We start from the raw sequence: 26,312 nt of genomic DNA, 5'->3' as shown, positions 1-26,312 counted from the left end.
TCAGTGTGTTTCTTGTATCTATATGATAACATTTCCTATTTATGATTTCTGTAACTGAATCACGCAAAGCGTTTTGGGGCTCACTTGCAATAAATCTCAATGGCTTTCTGCGCAAATTCTGCGGCACCGGCACCGCCGGCAGCATTGATGTTTTCCGTAAATGCTCCGCCTGCCCCATACATCTGCCCCAGCTGATTCAGGATCGCCTTGGAACAGTTATAGTAGTGCTCTGTGATAAACTCCTGCAGCTTCTTCACCTGTGCCTGCACTTCAGAGTCCGCCGGGTCTTTGCTCTGCATCCCGCCGAATGCCGCCACGATGTCCATCAGTTGACTGCTCATGTCCTTGACCTCTTTCTCGGTCTTATGGGCAGTTTTTTCCTCAAACTCTTTGTATTCCGGCGTTTCGCCCCATTCCTTTTGGCCTGCTCGGTATACTTCTTGATCTTCTGCGTATCAAATGCGGTAAAGTCCATAACCATTCCTCCTGTGGATCGAATTTTCTGCGCAATGCCGATCAGATCTTCAAGATGCTGCTTTTTCAATGTCAGAAGTGTGATCTGCTGTTCCAGTGCTTTCTGCCGGTCAAAAGCAGGATTCTCCACGATTTTCTGGATGTCCTTCAGCGGAAATTCCAGTTCCCGGAACAATAAGATCTGCTGCAAACGTTCCAGCGCGGCATCGTCATACAGCCGATAGCCTGCTTCGGTACGGCCCGCCGCGCGCAGCAGACCGATTTTATCGTAATATTGCAGGGTCCGGATGCTCACTCCGGTCTGCTTGCTCACTTCGTTCACTGTCATCATCTTGCTGTCCTCCCTTGCGACAGCCACAGTATACGCTATGACGCTGCGTCAGGGTCAAGAGGTTTTCTGAAAAATTTTTCAGCCTTCCCTCTGCTCCACGATTTCCAAGCTGTCACGCCCCACACGGCAGAGCAGAAACAGCACCCGCACACCTGCGGCCTTTGCTTCGGCCAGTGCCGTACCAAACTCCGGCTGTGTGCTGACATTTGGCCGCACCTCGGTGATGCCTTCCATCTGAATCACGAAAGCCACTGCGCATTGATATCCCTTCCGTTGTGCCTGTGCCAGCTCGTGCAGGTGCTTCACACCGCGCTCGGTAGGTGCATCCGGGAAATAGCCGATACCGTCCACTTCCAGTGTGCAGCCTTTGACTTCCATCAGATACTTTTGCTCGCCCTTTTCCATATAAAAGTCGATGCGGGACTTCCCATAGGTGAATTCCGGCTTGATATAGTCGTAGCCCTGTTTTGCAAGCCACTCCCCTACCACCTTATTGGGTGCCTGACTGTCCATATTGACCCAGCCGAGGCCCTGCTTGTGTACCGCCACAAGGTCGTATTTTGTTTTGCGTTTCGGGTTGTCCGACACTTCCAGCCGCACCGCAGTACCGGGCAACAGCAGTTCCCTGCACCGCCCGGTGTTCTTGACATGGACGGTTTCCACTGCTCCATTCACTTCCACATGGGCAATAAAGCGGTTGGGACGGTCAACAAAAATGCCGTCTGCGATTTCTCTGTATTTCAATCTTTACTCCATTTTCAGTACAGGATTCGGGAGCCATGCCCATCCTGTTTACCAAGATACAGTTCCACGACCATCCTGCCGCTTTCACTGTTGCAGAGTTCTTACCTGATACACCCGCTCCGTCCGGGCATCGAAGCAGCAGAAAATCACCTGCATGGCGTAATCCGCGTGATCTTCCAGCCACTGTGCCACTGTTTTGACTGCAATCTCCGTGGCATCTTCCAGCGGGTATCCATACACGCCGGTCGAAATTGCCGGGAACGCAATGCTGTGGACGTCATGCTCTTTGGCAAGGTCCAGCGAATTGCGGTAGCAGTCCGCCAGCTGCGCAGCATCCTCTGCTGTGCCGGAATAAATCGGCCCTACCGTATGAATGATATACTTTGCTTTCAACCGGTAGCCCTTAGTGATTTTTGCTTCTCCGGTGCGGCAGCCGTGCAGCGTGCGGCACTCCGCCAACAATTCCGGCCCTGCTGCCCGGTGGATGGCACCATCCACACCGCCGCCACCCAGCAGACTGCGATTGGCCGCATTCACGATGCAGTCACAGTCCAGCTTAGTAATATCCCCCTGCACCACTTGAATCTGATTTTTTACTTTTTCAGAAATCATTGTAAACACCTCACTTTTTGAGCAGCTCCAGCGCCTTGTCCATGGGCACACAATCGGCATAGCGGTCCGGCCAGAGGAATTCATTGTAATAGTGGTAGCTCTGCTCCCCTGTCATATACTCGTTGTCCTGCGTGGAATTTGCATAGGCAGGAACGATCATGTGCAGGCCATGCTCAAAGCCCGCCTCCACCGTTGCATTGATGCAGAAGTCGGTCATGATGCCGCAGACCATCACGTCTTTTTCGTCCTTTTTCGTCAGATATTCCAGCAGGCCGCTCTCTTTTTTGAACGCACTGCATACGGTTTTGACGAACCGTCTTTCAGTCGGCAGCGGTGCAAATTCGGAATAGACCTCAAATTCATCGTCCCCGATGGAAAAGCCAGTGCCGGGTCCATCGTCATGCTGGACATAGACGACCTCGATTCCCTGTTCGCGGGCAGTCCGGATCAGCTCCTTGATGTTGCTGACAAACGTTTCAAACGCGTACAGGCGTTCATCCACGATACCTTTTTGTGTATCCACAATCAGTAAAACCATGTGTAAGCCCTCCTGTTTTTCTTTGATTTCATGCTACCATTTTATCCTTGGGCCATCTCCAGATAAATGTTAAGCTGCATCTGTCTGGCGATCCTATTCGTGATCCTTGGAATCGGCATCAACCTGTGACAGTGCATTTCTCACATCCCTATTTACTTCTTCCAAAGCCTGTCTGATGGGTTTGTTATGGCTCCCCATCGCCGCAGTAGTCCACAGGCGGTTTTGAAAGATAAATCTCCTTCATTTTCATTTTCTGCTTAACGGCAGCAATAAAAAAGACCCCCGCAGCGTATGATTTGACGCCGCGGGGTTTCTCAATTGTTCGGTTTGTATTGCAGCACCTTCTGGGAGAACGTCCGATCGAAGAACTGGATGAAGGGCCCAAGGCAGAACGCACAGATCAAGGTGCCAAGGCCCACAAGGCCACCCAGCAGCCAGCACAGCAGGGCGCTGAGCGCATCGGTGAAGATGCGGCACCCGAAGTACGGGCAGGGTGTGTAGTCCCGCAGACCGAGGGAAAGGTAATCGTAGGGCGCGATGCCGAGGTCGGCGGTCTGGTAGAGCGAAGCGCCCAGCGCCGTGACCAGCACCGCCGCGATGACCCACGCCAACTGCACCGCCAGCGACGGCGCGTCGCCGAAGTGGGCGTGAATGGGGTCATAGAACGCCGTGACGATGTACCCGATGCAGATGCCGTTGACGAAGGTGCCAAGGCCGATGTACTTGCGCCCGAACCAGAATTCCAGCAGGAAAAACAGGATGTTCGTGCACAGGTTCTGGGTGCCCAGCGAGATGCCGAGCAGCTCCGCCAGCCGCATGTTCAGGGCGCTGATGGAGTCGTTGCCGAGGTGGGACTGCTTGAAAAGCGCAATGCCAAGGGCGATGATGACGATGCCCGCCACCATGCCCATCACCCGCCGGGCAGTCGGTTTGCGCAATGCGGTGCCGTTCATAGGGGATTCTCCTTTAGCGTTTCTTTTCCCCTATTATACGCCTACTTTGGGCGGGAGACAAACTATTTATGGAAAGATACAACGATATACGGGGGATCCGCCTTATTCCTTTAATCTCACCTCAATCCGTTCTTTTTCCAGCCCCTCCCCGATCACGATGAGCACTTCCTGCCCCTTGGGGATAGCGTTTGCCGTCAGGCCGTCGGCGGTGGCGTTCAGCTCCACCCAGCCGTTCTCGTCCTGTACGAAGCCTTTCGCCCACAGCACATGGCCGCACGCGGTGTCGGTGAAGAGGGCCGGGATATTCTGTTCGAGCTGCTGGCACGAGAGGCCCAGCTCCAAAAAGTAGGCCGAACCAAAGGCCCTATGCGGTTGGCGTTACAATAGCCGCATCTACGGCCACCGGACAACAGGAAAGGAGTATCTCATGGCCAAAACTGCTGACACCATTGCCATCTATTCCCGCAAGTCCCGCTATACCGGCAAGGGCGAAAGTATCGGAAATCAGATCGACCTCTGCCGCGAATATATCCGCACTCACTACGGCGATGCTGCCGCGGAACATGCCGTTGTCTTTGAGGACGAGGGCTTTTCCGGCGGCAACCTGAACCGCCCGGATTTCAAAAAGATGATGACTGCGGCCAAGGAACGGAAATTCAAGGCCATTGTGGTCTACCGTCTGGACCGCATCAGCCGCAACATTAGCGACTTTTCCAGCCTGATTGAAGAACTGGGACGGCTGGGCATCAAAACAAAAACGGGCGTTCTTTCACCCGGTTTTCCATCAAGTCGATTTTGCAGAATCCTGTCTACCTGATTGCAGACAAGGACGCCTATCAGTATTTTGTGGACAATGAGGCAGAACTGTTCGCCCCGGAGTCCGGAAAAAAGGCAAGCCCTCCTTCATAAATTACAGTAACCGTTTATGATACTATGGGGAGGGGTCGGCATGTTTTTATCTCTTCTGCAATTTTTTGCCACAAAGTTTCTGGTTCTGGCGCTTCATCTGGAAAGCGGCAGCTTTCCGCGGCCCCTCTCTGCCCGGGAAGAAACCGAAGCCTTTTCCGCACTGCGTGCCGGTGACCCTGCCGCACGGGAAAAACTGATCCGGCACAATCTGCGTCTGGTGGCACACATCGTAAAAAAATACTACGCCCTGCCCGGCGATCAGGACGACCTTATTTCCATCGGCACCATCGGCCTGATGAAAGCAGTGGATACTTTCGACTCTGACCGTCGGGCACGCTTTTCCACCTACGCCAGCCGGTGCATTGAAAATGAGATCCGGATGCAGTTCCGCCGGAACCGCAAAACCGGCGGGACCGTCTCGCTGCAGGAAGCGCTGGAATCAGATGGTGACTCTGCGCTGACGTTGGCCGATGTGCTGCAGGACAGCTTCTGCATGGAGGACACCTGCGAAACGCAGGACGATATCCGCCGGATGCGGCAGCTGCTGGACGGCCTGCCCGCCAGGGAGCGACAGATCATTCTGCTGCGGTATGGTCTTTCCGGCCAGCCGCCGCTGACCCAGCTGGAAACTGCAAAACTGCTGGACATCAGCCGCAGCTATGTTTCCCGTCTGGAAACTCATGCGCTGGAACTTCTGCGCCAGCGGTGGGATGTTCCGAGCACAAAAACAGCGCAGAGGTGAACGGTGTGCTCACCCCTGCGCCATGCAGTCAGCCATCCAGAATTTTCAACTGCAATTCGTCCAATTGTTCAAAAGTATACAGTCGATTCAGCGCTTCCACCAGCTCCTTTTTGGAAAGACGCGGCGGCAGGCCCAGCGCGTTCAGAAGCTTTGCCTTGCGCTCGGCGCTGCCCGGCCTGCCGGAAAGCCCCCACTCGTAGAGGTCGGTATAGGTGATCTGCCGTCCTTCCGGGCGGGCCGCTGCGGCACCCGCCTCAGCGCCAAGGGCATCCCGCAGCGCCTGTAGAACAATGGCATCGTCCACGCCCTCGACCCCCAGCAGGCCCTCCTTGCCGGGCTGTTCCTTGCGCTTTTCCTTGCCGTGGATCGCGGGCACGTAAGCCTGAACCACATTCTTTTCTCCCACCAGATTGGTGATGTAGGTGCGGATGCGGAAGCCTGCTGCGTCCGAATCCGTGAGCAGGATCAGGCCGTTTTTCTGCGCCAGCGCTTTGAACAGCTGCTGGCGCTTTTTGTCGCTGTAAATGCCAAAGCCATCCGTCAGCAGGATCATGGCATCGGTCAGATGGGAGAGCCGGGCCGCATCGTACTTGCCCTCCACAATGAGCACCCGGCCTGTATGGATCATTTCGTTTTCCTTCATCGTCCGCTCCCCGCCATTGCCAACCGGCACAGCGCTGTTTCCAGCAGGATCTGGTCATCGGTAGGCTGGCTTTTCAGGCTCTGGTCCAGTTCCAGCAGCACCTGCATACAGTTTTCAATCTGGCCCAGCGTGTAATGCGAGGCTGTTTCGGCCGACCGCTTGAGCCGGTAATCACTGCCCTTATAGCCAAAATCCTTGAATACCGTGCTGTAATTTTTCCGTTTTGCTGCCCCCAGCTTGACCCGGTACAGATCCACATAGCTGCCGATCATGGCCGCTGTAATGGCAATGGGCTCCTGCTGCAGGCGCAGCAAAGTCTGCAGCTTTTTGCAGGCACCTGTGGCGTTTTTGGCCGTGATCATGCGGATCATCTCGAACACGTCTGCTTCCAGACTGACCGTGCCCATTTCCGCCACCATCGCTGCCGTGACCGTCTGATACCCGGACAATGCACAGAGTTTGTCCACCTCATTTTCCAAAAGGAACGGATCCTCGCCGCAGCGCTCCAGCAGCGCCGCCGCTGCGCCGTCCGGCAGGGTGGTTTTCTGCTCCTTTGCGCGGTCGATCATCATCATTTTCAGTTCAAAGGGCTTGGGCTTAGCCAATTCTTCGGTGTAGCCAAGCGCCTTGCACTGCGCGATCAGCTTTTGTGCGCGCTTGCCTGTTTTGAGCTTGCTGCGCTCCAATTCAAACACGCTGCCCAGCACCACCACAGCATTTTCCAGACTGGAAAGGGTGCTGTTCAACTCTTCCAGATCCTTGTCACTGTAAGCTGCAGGGTCGATCTCCGGCAGCACCACCACACGCCGGGTACCAAAAAATGAGATGGTGCCCGCCGCCATGATGAGCTGTTCGATCTCCGGCGCAGCTCCATCCAGAACTGTGGCATCCTCGTCGCTGTCTGCGGTCAGGATGCGGGTGATGGCTGTGACCGCCTGCCGCACCAGATACCGCTCACTGGAATAAAAATAGTAAACCGGACACCCCTTGTCCGCCAACTGCCGGAGTTTTGTCTCGGTCGCCATGCAGGCACCTCCCTTCTCTTATGGTGTTGTTCTATTGTACCACACTCTGCCCGGATTGCAAAGCATCACTCCGTTTTCAGCCCGCCGTGCCGCCGCAGGCTGATGGATGCCGCCAGTTCTTTTCTGTTGTCCATCCAGTCATAGCTGCGCAGGGCCAGAACATTTTTATACTGCACAGCATCCGGCTTTGCAGGGGAGGCCATCAGCCACTGCACTGTGACCTGTTTTGCCAGTTCTACAGTTCCATTGACCACGGCAAACTGCCGGTTGCCCACAGTCAGCCGCACAAAACAGCCATTCCGGGTGCGCAGCATTTCCACCAGAGCCGGTGTGCACCGCAGCTTTTGTGCTGTGTTCACCGCCATTTCTGCTGCCGGAAGTGTCCGCTCTGCTTCCAGTGTACAGGCCGTTTTAGGGTTTGTGCGCAGGTCTGCCACAAGCTCCACAGTCTGCACGCCCCGCCGGGCAAGCTGGTTTTCCACTGCGTTCTGGGCAGAAGCTCCGCCCCGGAACAGCACCACGGCGGTATCGTTCTGGGTGACGACCACTGCCGGCGCGTTGGCGCTGCCTACAAGGTCGATGTGCACCACATCCCGGCTGAGAGCATTGCCCAGCCCGATGGAAACAGCTGCCGCCAGCAGGATGCATGGCCCTGCCACCCGCAGCCGTACCCGCCAGTGGAACGCCAGCCAGCACAACAGGATCAGCACCAGACACACGATGGCTGCATAGGCCGTATCGAAGTAGATGCCCGCGCCCGGTTTTGCAGAGATCCAGACGGCCCAGCGGTCGAGCAGGCCGGTCAACGCCGCAGACGCTGCGGATAGCACCCCATACAGCGGAGCAAGAGCGGGTGCCAGGCCGGCAAAGGCCGTGCCAAGGCCCAGCAGCATCATGGGCTGGATGAGCCACAGCACCGCCACACTGGATGCCACCGCATAAATGCTCACACTCAGCCCGCGCAGCACCAACACCGGGAATGTGGCCACCGAAGCACAAAACGAGATACAAATGCTTTCCGCAAGGCCCCAAAGACGTTCCGGCAGTTTGAAATACCCTAGGCGCTTCACCGGATTTTTCGCGTTTTTCCAGAACTGGCGGTACCACGCATCCCGGGCGCGGCGGATGCACACACCGCCTGCCACCGTGCCCACCACCGCCGCAAACGAAAGTTCAAAGCCGATATCGCACACTGCATAGCTGTTGCCTGCGGTCATAACGATACCTGCCACCGCCAGAGAGGTAAGGGTATCCGGCGGGCCGTACAGCCACACACCCAGTGCACCGACCCAGACCGCCACTGCGGCGCGGCATACCGAGGGTGTGAAGCCTGTCACGCCCATCAGCAAAAAGGCCAGCAGACTTCGGAATACCGCCCGGCGTCTGCGCCTGCGGTAGCTCTGCTCCCACTCGTAGGGCAGGAGTGTGCTGAGGATATCACCGCACAAAATGGACACATGCATTCCGCTTACCACCAGCACATGGGCAAGACCCGCGCCCCGGTAGGCGCTGCGCATGGCCGAAGACAGATAACTCCGGTCGCCGGTAGTCATGGCAGCCAGCACACCGCCGGTCTTGCCGTCCATACGGCGGCGCAGCGACGCACTGAGCCTTTGCTGCAGGCGGTGGGTGCGGGCGCGGAAGCTGCCGCTTTCGCCCAGAACTGTAAGCTCCGGCCCGTCCTCGTCCATTTCCGCCTGCAGAGCGATGCCGTCCGCATACAGGCCGACCCGGCTTCCGGATGCCGGGTCCGACAGTATAAATCTTCCCTGCACCCTTTCCCCGGCTTTGCACTCCGGCAAAGCACTGCACTCCACCCGGAAGGATGCCGCGCTGCCGTTCACTTTCTCTACATGCAAAACAGCATCCACGATATCGGGATCGTAGGAATCCGCCGTGCTTTCCACCTCTGCGGTCAGCATCAGCGGACGGCCTGCATATTGCACCCGGATGCGCTCCAGCCGGTTTGCCGTGTGCAGCACCGATGCCATACCCACAGCAGCACCCAGCAGGATGCAGAGCGCTGCTTTGCGGGCAGCATCAAAGATGCACAACACCAGACAAACGGCAACAAAAAATGCCGCAAACGGCACAAAAAGTTCCGTTTGCGGCAAAAAAACGCACACTAACTCCACACCCAGCATTCCAGCACAGAAAACGCAGAGCGGGCGTCGCATTGCAGCTTAGTGGAAGAACAGGGGCAGCGGCTCCAGGAAGATGATATCCTTGCGCTCAGCTGCATCGCCCTCGGCCAGAACAGCGGCCTGGCCCACAATGGTGCACTGGGTCTGCTCAGCCAGCGCGTCCAGAGCCTTGAGCGAACCGCCAGTGGAAATGACATCGTCCACCACCAGAACGCGCTTGCCGCTCATCTTGTCCAGCTCCTTGCGGTCGATGACCAGCTTCTGCTTGCCTGCGGTAGTAATGGACTGATCCTCCACCACCACGGGGTCGGTCATATACAGCTTTTCGCCCTTGCGTGCGCAGACGTAGGGCTTGCCGCTCTGGCGGCTCATCTCGTGTGCCAGAGGGATGCCCTTGGCCTCGGCGGTCAGCAGGATATCAAAATCCGGGCACTTCTTCAGCAGTTCAGCGGCAGCAGCCACGGTCAGCTCGGCATCACCCAGCATGATAAAAGCAGCAATGTCCATGTGGTCATTCACCTTGCAGATGGTCAGCTCACGGGTCAGGCCTGCAACGTGCAGAGTATAGGTCTCAGCCATAATTCAACGCTCCCTTTTTATTGGAATCAAACAGGCAGTTTTTCGCCGCCCAGAACATGGAAATGCAGATGTTTCACGGTCTGGCCTGCGTCCTCGCCAACATTGGAGATGACGCGGTAGCCGTTGTTCAGGCCCTGCTCCGCAGCCAGCTTTGCGATCACTGCAAAGATATGGCCCAGCAGTGCGCCGTCCTCTTCGGTCAGCGCAGCGGCAGAGACAATGTGCTTTTTGGGCACCACCAGAAAGTGCACCTTGGCCTGCGGGTTGATGTCGTAAAACGCCACCACCTGCTCGTCCTCGTACAGCTTCTTGGAGGGGATTTTCCCCTCCGCGATCATACAGAACAGACAATCTTCCATGGGAAACAACTCCTTCCTGATATTTTATAAACGTCCCCGCCCTCTCAGGCCGCTTTGCGTCCAGCTCTCCCAAAGAGAGAGCCCTTGGCAAAACCATAAACTTTGGCAGCGCGTCAGCGCTGACGGAGAGGGCGAACCCGTTTTCTTATTCGCCCAGAGCCTTCTTGACGATGGCGCTGACAGCAGCCAGAGCTTCGTCGATCTTGGTCTCGTCCTTCAGGCCGGCCATTGCAAAGTCCGGCTTGCCGCCGCCCTTGCCGCCGGCAATGGCAGCGATCTCCTTGACCAGAGCACCGGCCTTCAGGCCCTTTTCCTGTGCCTGTTTGGTCACAGTGACAGCCATGGTGATCTTATCCTCAGCCTTGCCCACCAGAACCGCCACAGCGGGCTTCACAGCCTTGTCGCGGATGGTATCGCACATGCCGCGCAGGGTGTCGCCGGTGGTGCCGGTGAAGTATGCAGAAGCAATCTTCACGCCGCCGATTTCTTCGGCATTGTCAAACAGGCTGGTCACCTTGGAAGCGGCGACCTGTGCCTTGATCTCTTCCAGCTCCTTGGCCAGAGCCTTGTTCTCAGCCATCACGGCCTCGGCACGGACGGGCAGAGCGGTCACGTTGTTTGCCTTCAGGGTGTTTGCCACGGTATGCAGCATAGCCTCCTGCAGGTTTGCACGGATCAGCAGGTTGCGGCCGGTGACAGCCTCGATGCGGCGGATGCCCGCAGCAACGGAGGCCTCGCTCACGATCTTGAAGCCGCCGATCTGGGCGGTGTTCTTCACGTGGGTGCCGCCGCAGAACTCGGTAGACCAACCCTCGATGTCCACAACACGCACGACCTTGCCGTACTTTTCGCCGAACAGAGCCATTGCGCCCAGCTTCTTGGCTTCCTCAATGGGCATTTCCCGGACGGTGACGTTCATGGACTCGTAGATTTTATCGTTCACGATCTTCTGCACGCGGGCCAGCTCCTCGGGAGTGACAGCGCTGAAGTGGGTAAAGTCGAAGTGAGTGATCTCTGCATCCTGATAGGAGCCTGCCTGATGGACGTGGTCGCCCAGCACTTCACGCAGAGCTGCCTGCAGCAGATGGGTGGCGGTGTGGTTGCGGGCAATGGCCATGCGGTATTCCTTATCCACCTGAGCGGTCAGGTGGTCGCCCACCTTCACGATGCCGCTCTCCAGCACGCAGGTGTGGACGTAGTAGCCCTTGGGGGTCTTCTTCACATCCAGCACGCGCAGGCTGCAGTCGGCGCTGTTCAGCATGCCGTGGTCCGCAGCCTGACCGCCCATCTCAGCGTAGAAGGGAGTCTTATCCAGAACCACCAGCACGCCGTCCTTTGCTTCCTCGTCGGTAGCAATGGCATCGGTCAGGGTCTCCTCGTCGCTCAGGGCCACCACAACGCCGGTGTCGTTCAGGGTCTCGTAGCCGGTAAAGACGGTGGGTTCTGCATCCAGCGCACCGAACAGATCCTCGCTCCAGCCGGAGATGTTCTTCTTCAGGCGCTCTGCACGGGCACGCTCCTTCTGCTTGGTCATTTCGGCGTGGAAGCCTTCCTCGTCGATCTCAATGCCCTGCTCTGCAGCGATCTCCTTGGTCAGATCCAGCGGGAAGCCGAAGGTATCGTTCAGCTTGAACACATCCAGACCCTTCAGCAGATGCTCATGTGCCTTTTCCAGACCGTCGATCATGTTGTTCAGGATGTTCATGCCGGCATCAATGGTACGGGCAAAGTTTGCCTCCTCGGTGCCGATGACCTTCTTGATATAAGCATCGTGCTCGCGCAGCTCGGGGTATGCGCTCTCGCTGGACTGGATGACAGTCTCCACCAGCTCCACCAGGAACGGGCGGGTGATGCCCAGCATACGGCCATGGCGGGCAGCACGGCGCAGCAGGCGGCGCAGCACATAGCCGCGGCCCTCGTTGGAAGGCAGGATGCCGTCGGACACCATGAAGGTGCAGCTGCGGATGTGGTCGGTGATGACACGGATGGAGATATCGGTCTTGTCGTCCTCGCCGTAGGTCTTGTTGGCAATGCGCTCTACATGGTGCAGCACGCTCTGCACGGTGTCCACCTCAAACAGGTTGCCCACGCCCTGCATCACGCAGGCCAGACGCTCCAGACCCATGCCGGTATCGATGTTGGGGCGTGCCAGACGCTCGTAGTGGCCCTTGCCGTCGGCATCGAACTGACTGAACACCAGATTCCAGATCTCCATATAGCGGTCGCAGTCGCAGCCCACGCCGCAGGTCGGCTTGCCGCAGCCGTACTCGGGGCCGCGGTCAAAGTAGATCTCGGAGCAGGGGCCGCACGGGCCGGAGCCATGCTCCCAGAAGTTGTCTTCCTTGCCCAGACGCACCATGTGGTCGGGGGCGATGCCCACCTTCTTGGTCCAGATATCGTAAGCCTCGTCGTCCTCTTCGTACACAGAGATGTGCAGGCGGTCCTTCGGAATGGCCATCCACTCGTCGGAAGTCAGGAACTCCCATGCCCAGGGAATGACCTCTTCTTTGAAGTAATCCTGGAAGGAGAAGTTGCCCAGCATTTCAAAGAAGGTGCCGTGGCGGGCAGTGATGCCAACGCGCTCGATATCCGGGGTGCGGATGCACTTCTGGCAGGTGGTCACGCGGTGACGGGGCGGCTCTTCCTGAGCCAGAAACCACTTTTTCATGGGGGCCATGCCGCTGTTGATCAGCAGCAGGCTGGGGTCGTTCTTGGGCACCAGGGGGAAGCTGTCCAGACGCAGGTGGCCCTTGCTCTCAAAGAAGCTCAGGTACTTTTCACGCAGTTCATTCAAACCGGTCCATTGCATAGGTTCTCTCTCCTCAATCGTCTTTGGCGCTCAGGCGCCGTTTTTATGCTGTTATGGCAGAGGGGCGGCACGGTGAAAAAAACAAAAAACAGCCCTCATCCCAAAAGGGACGAAGGCTGCTTGTGCATCAAACTCCGTGGTACCACCCAAATTGCAAAGGATAAAATGTGTCCCCTGCCGCTTTCGGCGCGTTAACGCTGCGCTGCGTCCGACTTATGTCGCCGGAAGCTCCGGGGCGGCGCAAAATGGAACCGACCGGAACGCCTTGCAGCTGGAAGCGCTCTCTCTGAACGGCGGTGTGCATTTCTGACCCCATCATTGCCATCTGTCATAATTTTACATTCCGCAAAGCAGACACAATGCCCCTTTGCGTACAGCTAAATTATAGCATACGCAAAACGTTTGTCAACGGTTTTGAGCAAAATTTACGGCACCCAGATGCGGACGATGCTGCTGATGGTGCCATCCTCGGTAAAGACCAGGGTGTTGTTGGGCATCCAGCCGTCCGGCTCGGCGTTGACGGCCTCGGCCACGGCATCGGCACCGTCCGTCTCCACGGCGGAAGCCTGCGGGTCGGCCGAGCTGTCGCTCAGGGTCACGCCCCCGGCCAGAGGCAGGGTCACCTCGCCCATCTCATAGTAGACGGGGTAATCGTCAAAGGTCACGGTGCGGTACACATCGTGGTCCAGCGTCAGCTCCACGCCGCCCGCTTCGATGCCGCCGTTGATGGTCACATAGCCGTTGTCGGCATCCCTGTCGATGCTGGTCACAGTCAGCTTGGTCACGGTGGTGTCGCCCTGGTCGTGGATCCGAAGCACGCTGCCCTCCTGCAAGGCGTCGATGTCCTCGGGCAGGTAGCTGTCGTAGCCGTATACGCTCAGGGTCGCCTGGCCGTCGGCCACCTTGGTGATGCTGGCTGCAAACTTGTAGGAACCCGTCTTGATCTCGTTCAGATTCCCGGCGTCGATGGGCAGCACATCGCCCATCTCACCGGCTGCTTCGGACGAAGCCGCACTGCTTTCCACACCGGAAGCCGGTGCGCTTGCCGCGCTGCCTGCGGTGCTGTTGCTGCTGCCGCAGCCTGCCAGAATGCCCACTGCCAGAATGGCCGTAACGGCCAGCACCTTTTTATTCAGTTTCATATTCTATACCTTCTTCTGTTGTTGTCGGGGCGGTGTTTTCCGCACCTGTCTCGGTATCATACGTCACCCGCGCGGAAAAGTCAACATTTCCTTTTCTCTGCGCTTGACGCGCGGTTTTTGTTCCGCTACAATAAAAACGAATCAAGAACCCATTCTATTGCAACTGATTTTAAGATAGAGAGGAATTTCCCGTGAAAATTTTAAAAGTAAAGTGTCTTGCCCCCACCCGGCTCGACAACTATCTGACCCAGCAGTTTCCCGCCCTGACCCCGGGCCGCCTGAACAAGGCCCTGCGGGAGAACAAGATCAAGCTGAACGGCAAAAAGCAGCCCCTTTCCACCCGCGTGATGGCCGGTGATGAGATCAAGCTGTTCATTCTGGATGAAGTTCTGGATGCGGACCGCCGTGTGGACGGCCCGGCGTGGAAGAACGCCCGCGGCCCGGCACAGGTGGTCTACGACTGCCCGCAGATCGTCATTGTGAACAAGCCCGCCGGTCTTGCCGTGGATGGCCCGGAGGACGACACGCTGCTGAACCGCACCCTGCTCTACCTGAACCAGCAGGGCGAGTACAAGGAGAACGACCTGTACACCCCGGCGCTGTGCCACCGGCTGGACACCGGCACCAGCGGCCTTGTCATCGTTGCCAAGACCCCGGAGGCCGAAGAACTGTTCCTTGCAGCCATCAAGAACCGCGAAGTGAAAAAGACCTACCTCTGCGTCACCTTCGGCCGTCCGATGCCGCCGGATGCCACTCTGGGCGGCTATCTGCTTAAGGACGCGGACCGCGGCATCGTGAAGATCGTGGAAGAAAAGCAGCCTGGTGCCAAGGAAGTGGAGACCCGGTACGAGACCATCGCCGTCTCCGGTCGTCTGGCCCTGCTGAAGGTGCAGCTGATCACCGGCCGCACCCATCAGATCCGCGCCCACATGGCCAGCATCGGCTGTCCCATTCTGGGCGACAGCAAATACGGCAACAACACCGCCAACCGCGAGCTGAAGCTCAAGTATCAGGCCCTGTGCGCATGGGAACTCACCATGCCCCGCTTCACCCAGCCGGATTTCGAGTTCCTCAGCGGCAAGACCTTCCGCGCACCAAAGCCCTGGTATTACAGTCAGGTACTGGACGGAACCCTGAAATAAGCTTTTTTACAACAAATTACAGCAAAAAAAGAAATCCCGGAAGTGTATTCCGGGACTTCTTTTTTGTCGTATTTTACTGGAATAGACCGCCAAACCAGCCCAGAGTGGACTCAGTTGCATTTGCAAAGGCATCCTGAACTTCCTGAATGCTGTCCAGCAGCTTGGTGCCCTCGGTATCCTTCACCGACCAGTAAACGCCGCTGCTTGCCGAGCCATCCGAAACCGTGAAGTCACTGGTAAAGCAGAGGTTATCGCCCTGAGAATCGGTCACGACCACCATGTAGGTGTAATTGCCTGCGGGCAGTTCACCAAAGCGGATGGAGCTGTCCAGCGACTTGAAGGAGAAGATTGCCGTATTGGGTGCTGCCTGTGCAGTGAACACCGTCTGGTCGTTCTCGTCCAGCACTGCCAACTGCACATTGGTCAGGGTGGTGCCCAGCGCAGCATTTGCAGTGCCGGTCAGCGCCATGCCCTTGCCCGCACGGACATTGATGGGGTAGCTCATGCCTTCCAGACGCAGGCCGTCAGCCTCTGCAGCAATGAAGTTGTGATCTGATGCCACATACCAGTAGCAGGAGGACCTATTGACCGAAACGCTGGAGTTTTCCAGCGGGATGCGTCCGGAAGAGATGTTGCCTGCCGGATCGGAGCAATAGAAGTTGCCGTTGGTGTAGTCGGTGAGCAGCACTGCATGGGGCTGGCTGCGGTCATACAGCACGATGCCCTCCGGGTGCTGCGAAAGCAGGGTGATCAGGGTCTGCACTTTTTCCTGTTTGCGGGAGGGCAGTGTGCCGTAGCCCACCTGCATCTCCTTATATGTAAAGCTGTGGGAAAGCCCGTTGGACCATGCTGTGGAACGGACACTGTTCTCGGTCACAGTGGACCAGTCGGTCAGGCCGTCAAAATAGGCACGGCGGCGCAGCATCATGGCTGCGGATGCCAATGTGCAGGTGCCGCCGCGGCTCTGCTTGAAGTAGAAGCCTGCGTCCACGTTCAGATCAACCGCCAAGGCCGCCGGCAGGCAGGTGAGCATAAACACCAGTGTCAGCACAAGGCTCAGCAGTTTTTTACGGGACGGTGCAGCGGTATTCACGGGTAGGTTCTCCTTTCAGCTTCCATGGCTTGTTACGTTTACCACCATAAAGTATACCAACCTGTTACCCTTTTGTAAACGTTTGTGAAGCTTTTTTCTCAATATCAACACGTTTGGGCAGTTTTTGTTGGAGAGAATGCACAGTTTCCGGCAAGATATTCTACATTTTTTACAAAAATCCCGTCCTGACATTTTTCAAGCGCACCATATTTTGCATTCTTTTTTCATTTTCTGACCACGCTGTGGGCAAACAAAAAAGCTCCACTGGGGCTTTCGTTGCTTCGCAAACGCAAACTTTTTTCTCCGCAATCAGCGGTCAAAGTGTCCTCAAACCGGACGGTTTGGGTGCCATCCTTGTAGTTGAACGTGATTAGCATCCGGTCATCGTACAGAAAAATGGCATTGACAAAAATCTCGATCAGCGCTTTCCGCTGCTTTTTCTGCGAAATATCGAACTTTCTAAATTTCATCAGCCAGAATCGGATGAAATCCTCATTGAAGCTGGGCTTCTTCAATTTTTCATCTGCGATTTTTGCAGTCAGCTCATCTTTCTGGATTTCCAGCGCTTCCAGACGCTCTTTCGTTGTCCGGGTGTACAAGCCGTCCTCGATCGCCTTCATCAGGTTGTCTAGCTTTTTGTTGACCTCTCGCAGTTGCTTTTCCAGCAGCGGCATCGTGGTGTTTTCCTGATTCTGGACATCCATGACCAGTTGAACGATCTTGTCAATCACCGCATCGTCCTGAATCAGCTTCATGGTCTCCCGAACAACCAGATCTTCCAGCCAATCCTTCTGCACGGTCTTTTTGTTGCAGCCCTTACGCCGCTTGACGTTGGCGCATACTTATATTTTTTCAGCAAGTGCTTCACCATCTTACGCATACTTGCGCGGGCAGTTTCTTTTTCTGCAGGTCTACTACGCTCCCATTACTGAATTTCTGCGTTTTCAGCCATCTCCATTGCAGCGTTCGATTGACACAGGTTGAGTTATCGGCAGATACAGCAAACACAACGGGCGGCTCTGGTAACAGAGCTGCCCGTTGTGTTCGTTTATGAAAAGGAGAACTTAGATCTCATACCACTTGATCTCGTTGGCATCCAGATGCAGAGCAAAGCTGCTGCCGTCTGTGGTGTAAACGGTGGTGTCCTGCGGCTCGTAGGTGTTGTTCACCACGCAGTACTTGCCGTTTTTGACGTAGGCGTGCACCTCCACGTTGTAGTTGGAGCTGAACCATGTATGCAGCTCCTCCTCGCTGTGGGCACTCCACAGGATAGCGCGGTAAAGGGTACGGCTGTTGGCAAAACTGTAAGGCACACCGCTGATGTACACGGCGCGCCCCTTGCCGAAGTCGTGTGCCGCCATCTGCACTTCCTTGTTCCGCTGCACCAGCACCTCGGTGCCCTCGAGGGCGTAGATGTTCTTTTTGCCCTCGCCAAAGTCCACGGGTTGGTCGGCGTCCTGCAGAATGAAATGGTCCGGGTGTTCTTCCCAGTTGTACTTGTCGTAGTTGAGGGTGAAGCCGTTTTCTTCCTCCACGCCCAGCACGCTGGCAAGCTGGAGAATGTGGCCCTGATACGGGTGACCGGAAGGCTCACCCACGCCGATAAAGCCGCCTCCGTTCCAGACGAACTTGCGGATAGCGGAGGAGATCTCCGGGTCTTCCCACCAGATGCCGCCGGTGTGTGCGGTGTCGGCATCGCCGACATTGATAATGACATCCAACGAATCCAGCAGATGCGGGTCATTCTTGATATCCTCAAAGCTGATAAACTTCACATCAAAGGGCGCACCGGACAGCATCTCAATGACACCGGCATAGCTATAGTTCTGCTTGTAATAGAGGGCGTGATGCACCATGTGACAGCCCCAAGCCCGCATTTTACCCCAACAGTTCAGCACGGCCACTCGCTTGACACAGTAGGGTGTGGTGTCCTTGATGTTCTCGTACAGTTCGCGGAACTCGTTGCAGACGCTCTCCACGTAGTCCACGAACTCCGGGAACTGCAAGGCCAGTTTCAGATAGCCGCCATAGCCGATGCGGTCGATGGGCTTGCGCAGGATAGCGCGGCGGGCTGTAACCCAGTTCTCCTTGGCTTCCCGCACCGGGTCGCCGCCCTCGTGGAAGGTGTCGGGGAAGAAGTACGGCAGGAAACGGCCCTCGGTGTACTTCACGCCCTCAATGTCAGAAATCAGGCGCAGGGTGGAGCCGTTGCCCACGCTGCCCACTACGGCATCCAGTCCGATGGTCTTGAACTCCGGCATGAAAGGTTCGGTGCCGATCCAGTGATCGCCGAGGAACATCATGGCTTCGCACCCGCACGCGTGGGTGATGTCCACCATCTCCTTGGCAAGCTTTGCCACCTCGCGGCGCTGGAAGGCCTGAAAATCCCGAAATTCCTTGCTGGGCACCCGGTACTGGTTGTTATAGTAGCCCTGATCGATGATGTACTCCGGGCGGAACTTGTAGCCCACTTCCTGCTCAAACTGGTTGAGGATATAAGGGCTGACCGAAGCAGAGTATCCATACCAGTCCACGAACTTCTCCCGCTTCAGCTCGTCGAAGATCAGGGTGAACTGGTGGAAGAAGGTGGTGTAGCGGATGACGTTAACATAGGGGTGCTCTGCAATGAACTTGCGCAGGCGCTCCATGGAATACTTGTGGGTCTTGGGCTGACGCACGTCAAAGGTGATCTGGTGCTCAAAATTCGTCCAGCCGTTGGTGGTAGCGTTGTACATATGCACCGGGTCCCAGATGAGGTAAGCCAGAAAACTGACGGTATACTCATGGAACGGTACGGCCTGTACCGTCACACTGCCGTCGGCGTAGCTCCACTTTTCCGGGGGCACGGGCTGACCGGTGGTTCGATCCATGACCTCCCACCAGCGGGTGATGTCGTCGTTGGTGTTCACCTGCATCAGCTCCGGGCTGATGCCCTTCATCAGCGGGATGGTCACGGTGTCGCCGGGGGCGGTGTAAAAGCCGGTCATGATGTAGCACTGCTGTACCTCGTCCGGGTTTGCCTTTGCCCATGCGTTATCCTTGCGGGTGGTATAGTAGGTGGAGTAGATCTTGGCGTCCGCATCCTTGAGCTGCTGCGGGAAGTCGGTGCCGTCGCAGTCGCGGATGGCATCGGCTCCCCACTTTTTTAAGATCTCCAATGTTTCGGGCACAACGTCCAAGTCTGTGGGAATGGTCACGCGCCCGGTCTTTCTCAGTTCGTCCATGGGAAACTCTCCTTTTGCCTCTCTTTGAATTGTAGGGGGTCAATCGTAGGCGGCGTTATACAGCGCCAGCACTGCCAGCAGCAGCGCTACGCCCACCAGCATGATGCCAAGCCCTGCCAGTTGTCCGGTCATTTTCCAGCCGGACACCACCAGCACCAGTGCCAGCACGAACAGCACCAGCATCAGTACCATGCGCAGGGCGGGATGGTTTTTCCAGTATGCTTTCATCGTTTGTCACCTTAACCTTTCAGGCCGCCCACGGTCATGCCCTGCGTCAGCTGCCGCTGCACGCAGATGTACAAGATCAGGGTGGGCAGCATTACCAGCACAAGACCTGCGTACATGGTGCCGTACTGGGCGGCGCTCTGCTGCGCCTGCATCAGGTTCAAAAGACCTACCGGCAGGGTGCGGGGCGCCTTGGTGGAGCTCATCAGGGTCATGGAGATGATATACTCGTTCCAGAAGGACAGGAAGTTGAACAGGATAATGGTGATGATGGAGGGCTTTGCCATGGGGAAGATGATGCGGGTCATGGTGGAAAAATAGCTTGCACCGTCGATATAGGCGGCCTCCTCAAAATCGTGGGGCAGGGTGGCAAAGTAGCCCGACAGCAGGTAGATGGTAAAGGGCAGCGCGGTGGCGGCGTATACCACCGCCAGCACCACCAGATTGTTCAGCAGAAAGCCGCTACCAAAATGGCTTTTCAGCCACACATCGCCGTCCCGCAGCATCAGGAAGATGGGCACCACGATGTAGTTCACGTTGATGAACAGGCCCGCCATGAACAGGGTGTTCAGTACCTTGCACCCCTTGAAGTGGAAGCGGGACAGGCAGTAGGCGGCGGGCAGGGCAACGACCAGAAGCAGTGCCAGAGCCAGCGCGGTGACGATGACCGAGTTGAGCATATATTCGCCCATTTTCGCGCCGTTCCATGCGTTGACGAAGTTCTGCCAGTAGAACCCGGCGGGCAGTGCCCAGGGGTTGCCGTAGAACTCTGCATTCTGCTTGATGGAGGCCATGAACACCCATGCCACCGGCACGATGATGGTAACGGCCAGCAGAACCAGCACAAAATAGATGAAAAACTTGTACAGACCTTCCGCAGAGCGGGAAGATTTTTCGGTGGTATTCTGCATCTTCTTCCCTCCTTAAAATTCCAGCGTATCGCGGTTGGTGACCTTGTTGACACAGGCGGACAGGGCAAACGAGAACAGGAAGATTACCACGCCGATGGCCATGCTGTAGCCGTAAAGACCGGCGTCCTTCTGGCTGTACATATAACTCAGCGCCACATCCGATGCGCCGTTGGGGCCGCCGCTTGTCATGGCCTTGACGAAGAGGAAGGCCATGTTGATGGTGGAGATGATAAAGAAGGTCAGAGTGGTGCGGATATTCGTCCAGATAAGGGGGATGGTGATCTGGAAGAACTGGGTCAGCCGCCCGGCACCGTCCAGATTGGCGCTCTCGTACAGGCTGATGGGCACGGCAGACATGGAGGCCATGTACATGACCATGTAGTAGCCGATGGCCTGCCACACCATGGCAATGATGATGGAGGGGATGACCAATTTTTCGCCCTTCCACAGGATGGGGTCGCTCATGTTGCGGAACAGGCCGATGATGCTGTTCAGCATGCCGTTTTCCGGCTTATAGATGGCAGAGAAGATGCCGGAGATGACGACCACCGACAGGATGTTGGGGATGTAGAAGATGATGCGAAAAAAGTTCTGGCCTTTGATCTTCTCCCGGGTGAGGATGGCGGCAAATACCAGTGCAAAGGCGAAGGTGATCAGGGTGACCGTTACCACCAGCAGGATCATATTCTGCATGGAGCGGATGAACTGGGCGTCCCGCAGCAGATGCTGGAAGTTTTTAAGCCCCACAAAGGTCTCGTTGGGAGAATAGGCACCCCGCTCATACAAACTCATGCGGAACACGTTGAGGGTGGGCAGGATCATAAAGAGGAAAAACAGGATGGTAGCCGGTGCCACACAGAGGAATACGAACCGTTTGCGGCTTTTATCCGTTCTCATAGGGGATTGACCGCTCCTTTCTTGATGGTACTGTACAGCCCAAAAAAGCGGAGGCGGTAAAAACCGCCCCCGCTGGGCAGGGCTTAATTACTCGATGATGTTGGCGCGCATCTGGTCGCTGGCGGACTTGATGCCGTCGATCCACTGCTGCTCGGTCATACTGCCGGACACCAGAGAGTTGACAGGGTCGAAGAACACAGTGCGCACTTCCACGCCGGGGATGGCGCTGAAGGCTGCAAAGTTGCCCATGGCGGCCTTTGCGCCGTTGTCGTAGATGGAGTAGAACATCTTGTTGTCGCCTTCCAGACTGTCGGCGATGCCCAGCACAGGCTGGATCGCGCCGCTCTCGGCAAACAGCTTGCAGGCCTCGTCACTGTACAGGTAAGCCACGAACTGCTTGGCGGCATCCTGATGCTCGGCACCGGCGGGGATCCATGCCTGCTCGAACCAGGTGTAGCTGTAACCGTCGCCGCCGGCCTTGACAGCGGGCAGGGCGGTCATGCCCCACTCAAAGCCGTCTGCACGGGGAGCCTCGGCCATCTCGCCCACGATCCAGGTGCCGTTGGGCATGAACAGGGCCTTGTTGTCCAGCACCAGCTGCTGGTTCTGGGTAAAGTCCTGATCGTTGGCCTGTGCGGGGGTGATGGGGTTGGTGTAGGAAGCCAGCTTTGCCACGATATCAAAGCAGGTCTTTGCTTCGGGGGTGTCCCAGATGCCTTCTTCGTAGTGGGTAGCCTTGTTGAAGAACTCCGGGCCGCCTGCGGCGTACATCAGCGCATAGAAGAAGGCGTCGAAGTAGCCGGTGGTGGGGTAGGTGAACAGGTAGGTGCCCTCAGCGGCAGCCTTGTCGCCCAGTGCCCACATCTCGTCCCAGGTCTTGGGCACGTCCCAGCCCTTTTCCTTCAGGAAACCGGCGTTGTAGAACAGGCCGCAGGGGCTGTAGAACATGGGAGCCAGATAGGTTTTGCCGTCGCCGTAGGGGTTGGTCAGGGAGGTGTCGGTAAAGCCGCCGGCGATCTTCTCGCTCACCTTCTTGCTCTCGCCGGGCACGGTCATGCTCAGCACATCGGTGATGTCGGCGATCAGGTTGCCCTTGATGAACTGCTCGGTCAGGGCAGCTTCACGGCCGGTGGCCAGATGGACCACGTCGGGGTAGTCGCCGCCCTGCATGGAGGGGCCGATGACGTCCTCCAGCTTTTTGTCGGTGGTCAGGTCCACCTTGATGCCGGTCTGTGCGGTAAAGGCCTCGGCGACCTTCTTCCACATATCAGCGCCGTAGCCGGTCTCGATGGCGGCTACCTTGATGGTAACGTCTGCAGCCGCCGCTGCGGAAGAAGCGGCGGTGGAGGATGCCACGCTGGATGCGGTGGAGCTGGAAGAGCCGCCGCAGGCAGCCAGACCCAGTGCAGCGGCGCCAACGCCGGCCGCCTTCAGGAAATTACGACGAGAAATACGATTCATACTGTGTTGCCTCCATCATTTTGTTCCGTTCAAACACAGCCGGGCAAACAGGCTTTGCCCGAAGGACTGTGTGTTTTTCTGCCTCTAATATAAATTCTTTCGCTTCCTTGCTCAAGAGGTTTGTTGTTTCATTTTTTATAGATGTTGCTTTCTAAAAAATTCTTCCAGCAAAAGTGCTAAAAATCTTTTAGAAGTTTCAGCATAATCCCCAACCTGTAACTATTTTGACATATTTCGAAGGGACTTGAGAAACAAAAATATAAAAATCAGCCTAAAATCAGGGCTTGCTTTTTTTGTATGTTCCCTCTATAATGAGGGTAAAGTGCACGAAACAACGCACCATTTTTTGATAATGTTTTTAGAATGTTGCGTTTATTTTTAGAAAGTTTGCGTTTCCCGAAGGAGCCGATCATCTATGAGTACCCAGCGCTTTGATATCCGCCACGCGCCCGCTCCGCGGGAATCCTTCCGGCTGCTGTACATCAGCAAAAGCAAATTTGGCGGCGATTGGAACAGTACCACCCACACCCACTCCTGCACGGAGCTGTTCTACTGCCTCAGCGGCGAGGGACAGTTCTACCTTGCCGGGCAGCTGTTCCCGGTAAAGCCGGACGATATGGTCATTGTGAACCCGCAGGTGGAGCATACCGAGCTTAGCCTGAACGCCTCGCCCTTGGAGTATATCGTGCTGGGCGTTGCCAGCATGGAGTTTTTGTTCAGCAAGGCGGATACGAACTACGCCATCTTCAATTGCCGGGAGAACCGGGAGCGGATGGTCACGTTGCTGCACATGCTGCTGGCCGAGGCCGACCGCAGCTTAGACGGCTGCGAGACCGTTTGTCAGGACCTGCTGGAGGTACTGCTGATCTGGCTAGTGCGCTGCACCACCATTTCGCTGCAGCTGGAGGAGGCTGCCCCGACCGAGAACCGGGAGTGCGCCGAGATCAAGCGGTATCTGGACACCAACTACCGCGAGGATATCTCGCTGGACCTGCTGGCAGAGCTTGCCCACCTGAACAAATACTACCTGGCCCACACCTTCCAGCGGGAGTACGGCATTTCCCCCATTACTTACCTGAACCGCCGCCGCATTGAGGAGAGCAAGCATATGCTGGGCAACACCAGCTACAGTCTGGCGCAGATCAGCGAGCTGATGGGCTTTTCCTCCCCCAGCTATTTCTCCCAGTGCTTCCGCAAGGCGGAGGGCATGACCCCCAACGAATACCGCCGTCAGACGCGGCAGGGAAAACGCCCCGCCCCGACAAAACGGCATGAAGTATAACGAAAACGAGGAATTTATGATGAAATCCGTTACCCTTTCTTTGCTCCAGTCTGCTGCAAATGCCTTTGATTTTGGCGGGCCTGTGCTCTGCGATGCTCACCACTATGGTGAGGGGCATATCAACGACACCTTTGTGGTCTGGCGGGAAGATCATTCCAAACGCTTTATTTTGCAGCGCATCAACACAGATACCTTTACTAACCCGGTGGGCCTGATGGAGAATGTCTGCGGCGTGACCCGGCATCTGCGGGCGAAAATTCTTGCCGAGGGCGGCGACCCAGCACGGGAAACGCTGAATGTCATCCCAACTTTGTCGGGGTCGACTTGCTATCTGGATGCAGACGGCGGCGCATGGCGTGCCTACGACTTTGTAGAAGATACCATCTGTTTGCAGCAGGTCGGCAGCGAAACCGACTTCCGCACCGTGGCCGAGACACTGGGCAAATTCCAGAACCAGCTGGAGGATTATCCGGCCTCCACCCTCCACGAAACCATCGCCCGCTTCCACGACACGCCCAACCGCTATGCCAATTTTGAAAAAGCCCTCGCCGCCGATGCACTGGGCCGGGCAAAAAATATCACGTCGGAAATCGAATTTATCCATGCGAGGGAGCAGGACTGCCATGTCCTGCTGGATCAGCTGGCCGCCGGGGAAATCCCCTTGCGCGTCACCCATAACGATACCAAGATCAACAATGTCCTCATCGATGCCGCTACCGGAAAAGGCATCTGTGTCATTGACCTCGACACCGTGATGCCGGGACTTTCGGCCTACGACTTCGGCGATTCCATCCGCACCGGTGCCAACGACTGCGCTGAGGACGAACCTGACCAGAGCAAAGTCCATTTTGACCTGCATCTGTACGAAGTGTTCGCCAAAGGGTATCTCTCCACTGCCGGGGCATCCATGAGCATGGCAGAAAAAAAGAGCCTTGCATGGGGTGCAAGGCTCATGACGCTGGAATGCGGCATCCGTTTTCTGACTGACTATCTGGAGGGCGACCATTATTTCCATATTGCTCGCCCGGATCACAACCTCGACCGCGCCCGCACCCAGTTCACACTGGTGCGGCAGATGGAAGAGGTTTTCGATCAGATGCTGGAAATCGTCTGCCCGGACAATCACTGATTTCGCAATCTCCTCCATTCGGATACAGCAAGAAGCATGGACGCTCTCCTTTTCGGGGGCGTCCATGCTTCTTTTTACAGCTTATCCCTACACACCCATCAAATCGTCCTTTGAGGACGCTGGGAGCGTCGAGGACATGATGCGCTGCAGCAAATCATGAAAGCCCTTTTCAGCCCTGACCAATCACAATCCCCCAATGGCTATCATTGTAGCTGTAAATAGAAAAAACAGCTCAAGCGGCCTCCTATAAGTCCTACTATCACTGCTTTACCACAATAAATTTTTCAAAATCATCTTGACGCGCCTTGCGAACCATGATATTCTCTGTCACAAATCCCACTGATTTTGTGGATTGGTCTAAAACCATCCACAAGATGTGGTCGTGTTCATTTTGAACACTGCCTCACCGTGGATCATCTCTAAAAGATCAACCGCCCCGCAACACACCGATTCATTTTGCCGCCGTTTCACCCGACAAAATCATCGCTGCGCTGCGTGGGCGGTATTTTTCTTTTATGGGTAACGCACCTTGAAAATTTCATGAGCCGACCGGACGTGATACCGACTTTCCGTCAACGCCGCTGCGCAAACAGGGGCAGGAACTTCGTTCGGAGCAAACGGTGACCTCATTACATGAGCAGAGCCCCGCTACTTATTTTTTGCGTCTTAATAATTTGGAAACATTTGTAGAACTTGTCGGGGCAAAGCCCCTCCATCTGCTATCGCAGACCGTTCTGCCGCTTAAAAGCCCCACTGGGGCTTTCATTGCTTCGCAAACGCGGTCTATGTGTTTTGAGCGCAGCGGTAGAGGGCAAGAACCGTCCCGTGGCCACAAATTTTCAATTCTTGAAAATTTCCTGTCCATCCGGGACTTCACTTCTGCAATGCGTCTGCATTTCCGAAGTGATCTTGTTGGGGTAGCGCTTGTCGGGGCAACGCCCCTC

The 26,312-nt window shown here is 56.4% G+C and carries 23 protein-coding genes and 2 pseudogenes; 5 read left to right on the top strand and 20 right to left on the bottom strand.

Annotated elements, in window-relative coordinates; translation table 11 throughout:
* Nucleotides 1–80 precede the first annotated feature (80 nt).
* From GKG34_RS06100 to GKG34_RS06075, 6 genes and pseudogenes are all read right to left on the bottom strand, one after another.
* Nucleotides 81–805, bottom strand: a pseudogene (locus tag GKG34_RS06100) (MerR family transcriptional regulator).
* A gap of 78 nt (nucleotides 806–883) precedes the next feature.
* The gene (gene sfsA, locus GKG34_RS06095; RefSeq protein ID WP_005946283.1) at nucleotides 884–1,549 is read right to left on the bottom strand and encodes a DNA/RNA nuclease SfsA; all 666 of its coding nucleotides are present in this window, start codon (nucleotides 1,547–1,549) and stop codon (nucleotides 884–886) included.
* A gap of 84 nt (nucleotides 1,550–1,633) precedes the next feature.
* Nucleotides 1,634–2,161, bottom strand: a complete 528-nt coding sequence (locus GKG34_RS06090; RefSeq protein WP_005946282.1) for an O-acetyl-ADP-ribose deacetylase — start codon at nucleotides 2,159–2,161, stop codon at nucleotides 1,634–1,636.
* Between the two features lie 10 nt (nucleotides 2,162–2,171).
* Entirely contained in the window at nucleotides 2,172–2,699 is a 528-nt protein-coding gene (locus GKG34_RS06085; protein WP_005946281.1) for an isochorismatase family protein, read from the bottom strand.
* A gap of 314 nt (nucleotides 2,700–3,013) precedes the next feature.
* Entirely contained in the window at nucleotides 3,014–3,652 is a 639-nt protein-coding gene (locus GKG34_RS06080; RefSeq protein ID WP_005946280.1) for a DUF6198 family protein, read from the bottom strand.
* A 102-nt stretch (nucleotides 3,653–3,754) separates the two neighbouring features.
* Nucleotides 3,755–3,994, bottom strand: coding sequence for a hypothetical protein (locus GKG34_RS06075; protein ID WP_005946279.1), 240 nt, complete (start codon nucleotides 3,992–3,994; stop codon nucleotides 3,755–3,757).
* Between the two features lie 85 nt (nucleotides 3,995–4,079).
* On the opposite strand from GKG34_RS06075, the pseudogene GKG34_RS06070 reads away from it, so the two are divergent.
* Nucleotides 4,080–4,397, top strand: a pseudogene (locus GKG34_RS06070) (recombinase family protein); the annotation flags it as partial.
* A 204-nt stretch (nucleotides 4,398–4,601) separates the two neighbouring features.
* Nucleotides 4,602–5,303 carry a sigma-70 family RNA polymerase sigma factor gene (locus tag GKG34_RS06065; RefSeq protein ID WP_243111979.1) on the top strand — a complete coding sequence of 234 codons (702 nt, stop codon included), beginning with the start codon at nucleotides 4,602–4,604 and terminating at the stop codon, nucleotides 5,301–5,303.
* Nucleotides 5,304–5,331: 28 nt separating this feature from the next.
* Here the strand turns inward: GKG34_RS06065 and GKG34_RS06060 are convergent, their stop codons facing one another.
* The 7 genes from GKG34_RS06060 to GKG34_RS06030 all read right to left on the bottom strand — a co-directional run bounded on the left by GKG34_RS06060 (nucleotide 5,332) and on the right by GKG34_RS06030 (nucleotide 14,004).
* Nucleotides 5,332–5,946, bottom strand: coding sequence for a DUF4093 domain-containing protein (locus GKG34_RS06060; protein WP_005946276.1), 615 nt, complete (start codon nucleotides 5,944–5,946; stop codon nucleotides 5,332–5,334).
* Complete coding sequence (gene holA, locus GKG34_RS06055) at nucleotides 5,943–6,971, bottom strand: DNA polymerase III subunit delta (RefSeq protein ID WP_005946275.1); 1,029 nt, start codon at nucleotides 6,969–6,971, stop codon at nucleotides 5,943–5,945. Before holA ends, GKG34_RS06060 begins: the two co-directional genes overlap by 4 nt.
* A gap of 65 nt (nucleotides 6,972–7,036) precedes the next feature.
* A complete protein-coding gene (locus tag GKG34_RS06050) occupies nucleotides 7,037–9,085 on the bottom strand; it encodes a ComEC/Rec2 family competence protein (RefSeq protein WP_243139218.1) in 2,049 nt (682 codons plus the stop codon).
* A 69-nt stretch (nucleotides 9,086–9,154) separates the two neighbouring features.
* On the bottom strand, nucleotides 9,155–9,694 hold the full coding sequence (locus GKG34_RS06045) for a phosphoribosyltransferase family protein (RefSeq protein ID WP_005946272.1): 540 nt from the start codon (nucleotides 9,692–9,694) through the stop codon (nucleotides 9,155–9,157).
* 26 nt (nucleotides 9,695–9,720) lie between these two features.
* Complete coding sequence (locus GKG34_RS06040; RefSeq protein WP_005946271.1) at nucleotides 9,721–10,053, bottom strand: histidine triad nucleotide-binding protein; 333 nt, start codon at nucleotides 10,051–10,053, stop codon at nucleotides 9,721–9,723.
* Nucleotides 10,054–10,198: 145 nt separating this feature from the next.
* Nucleotides 10,199–12,862: an alanine--tRNA ligase gene (alaS, locus tag GKG34_RS06035; RefSeq protein WP_154255799.1), complete on the bottom strand. Its 2,664-nt coding sequence runs from the start codon at nucleotides 12,860–12,862 to the stop codon at nucleotides 10,199–10,201.
* A gap of 425 nt (nucleotides 12,863–13,287) precedes the next feature.
* Nucleotides 13,288–14,004 carry a hypothetical protein gene (locus tag GKG34_RS06030; protein ID WP_154255798.1) on the bottom strand — a complete coding sequence of 239 codons (717 nt, stop codon included), beginning with the start codon at nucleotides 14,002–14,004 and terminating at the stop codon, nucleotides 13,288–13,290.
* Nucleotides 14,005–14,195: 191 nt separating this feature from the next.
* On the opposite strand from GKG34_RS06030, the gene GKG34_RS06025 reads away from it, so the two are divergent.
* Nucleotides 14,196–15,146, top strand: a complete 951-nt coding sequence (locus GKG34_RS06025) for an RluA family pseudouridine synthase (protein ID WP_347563430.1) — start codon at nucleotides 14,196–14,198, stop codon at nucleotides 15,144–15,146.
* Between the two features lie 73 nt (nucleotides 15,147–15,219).
* Here GKG34_RS06025 and GKG34_RS06020 read toward each other — a convergent pair whose 3' ends face one another.
* From GKG34_RS06020 to GKG34_RS05990, 7 genes are all read right to left on the bottom strand, one after another.
* Nucleotides 15,220–16,239 carry a hypothetical protein gene (locus tag GKG34_RS06020; RefSeq protein WP_155115910.1) on the bottom strand — a complete coding sequence of 340 codons (1,020 nt, stop codon included), beginning with the start codon at nucleotides 16,237–16,239 and terminating at the stop codon, nucleotides 15,220–15,222.
* A 224-nt stretch (nucleotides 16,240–16,463) separates the two neighbouring features.
* On the bottom strand, nucleotides 16,464–16,994 hold the full coding sequence (locus tag GKG34_RS06015; protein WP_243139217.1) for a hypothetical protein: 531 nt from the start codon (nucleotides 16,992–16,994) through the stop codon (nucleotides 16,464–16,466).
* Nucleotides 16,995–17,303: 309 nt separating this feature from the next.
* Nucleotides 17,304–19,463: a 1,3-beta-galactosyl-N-acetylhexosamine phosphorylase gene (gene gnpA, locus GKG34_RS06010; protein ID WP_005946257.1), complete on the bottom strand. Its 2,160-nt coding sequence runs from the start codon at nucleotides 19,461–19,463 to the stop codon at nucleotides 17,304–17,306.
* Nucleotides 19,464–19,502: 39 nt separating this feature from the next.
* Nucleotides 19,503–19,691: a hypothetical protein gene (locus tag GKG34_RS06005; RefSeq protein ID WP_005946255.1), complete on the bottom strand. Its 189-nt coding sequence runs from the start codon at nucleotides 19,689–19,691 to the stop codon at nucleotides 19,503–19,505.
* 11 nt (nucleotides 19,692–19,702) lie between these two features.
* The gene (locus GKG34_RS06000; protein ID WP_005946252.1) at nucleotides 19,703–20,599 is read right to left on the bottom strand and encodes a carbohydrate ABC transporter permease; all 897 of its coding nucleotides are present in this window, start codon (nucleotides 20,597–20,599) and stop codon (nucleotides 19,703–19,705) included.
* 12 nt (nucleotides 20,600–20,611) lie between these two features.
* The gene (locus GKG34_RS05995; RefSeq protein WP_005926926.1) at nucleotides 20,612–21,496 is read right to left on the bottom strand and encodes a sugar ABC transporter permease; all 885 of its coding nucleotides are present in this window, start codon (nucleotides 21,494–21,496) and stop codon (nucleotides 20,612–20,614) included.
* Between the two features lie 87 nt (nucleotides 21,497–21,583).
* Nucleotides 21,584–22,957: a carbohydrate ABC transporter substrate-binding protein gene (locus tag GKG34_RS05990; RefSeq protein WP_055184864.1), complete on the bottom strand. Its 1,374-nt coding sequence runs from the start codon at nucleotides 22,955–22,957 to the stop codon at nucleotides 21,584–21,586.
* 415 nt (nucleotides 22,958–23,372) lie between these two features.
* Here GKG34_RS05990 and GKG34_RS05985 point away from each other — a divergent pair, with 415 nt between their 5' ends.
* Both GKG34_RS05985 and GKG34_RS05980 read left to right on the top strand, forming a co-directional pair.
* Complete coding sequence (locus GKG34_RS05985) at nucleotides 23,373–24,239, top strand: AraC family transcriptional regulator (protein ID WP_005946244.1); 867 nt, start codon at nucleotides 23,373–23,375, stop codon at nucleotides 24,237–24,239.
* A 19-nt stretch (nucleotides 24,240–24,258) separates the two neighbouring features.
* A complete protein-coding gene (locus GKG34_RS05980; protein ID WP_172678626.1) occupies nucleotides 24,259–25,368 on the top strand; it encodes an aminoglycoside phosphotransferase family protein in 1,110 nt (369 codons plus the stop codon).
* The last annotated feature ends 944 nt before the right edge of the window (nucleotides 25,369–26,312 follow it).

The sequence above is a fragment of the Faecalibacterium sp. BIOML-A4 genome (assembly GCF_009679665.1).
Lineage (GTDB): Bacteria > Bacillota > Clostridia > Oscillospirales > Ruminococcaceae > Faecalibacterium > Faecalibacterium taiwanense.
Note: the sequence above shows the minus strand (reverse complement) of the source record. Positions and strands in the feature narration are given on the sequence as shown.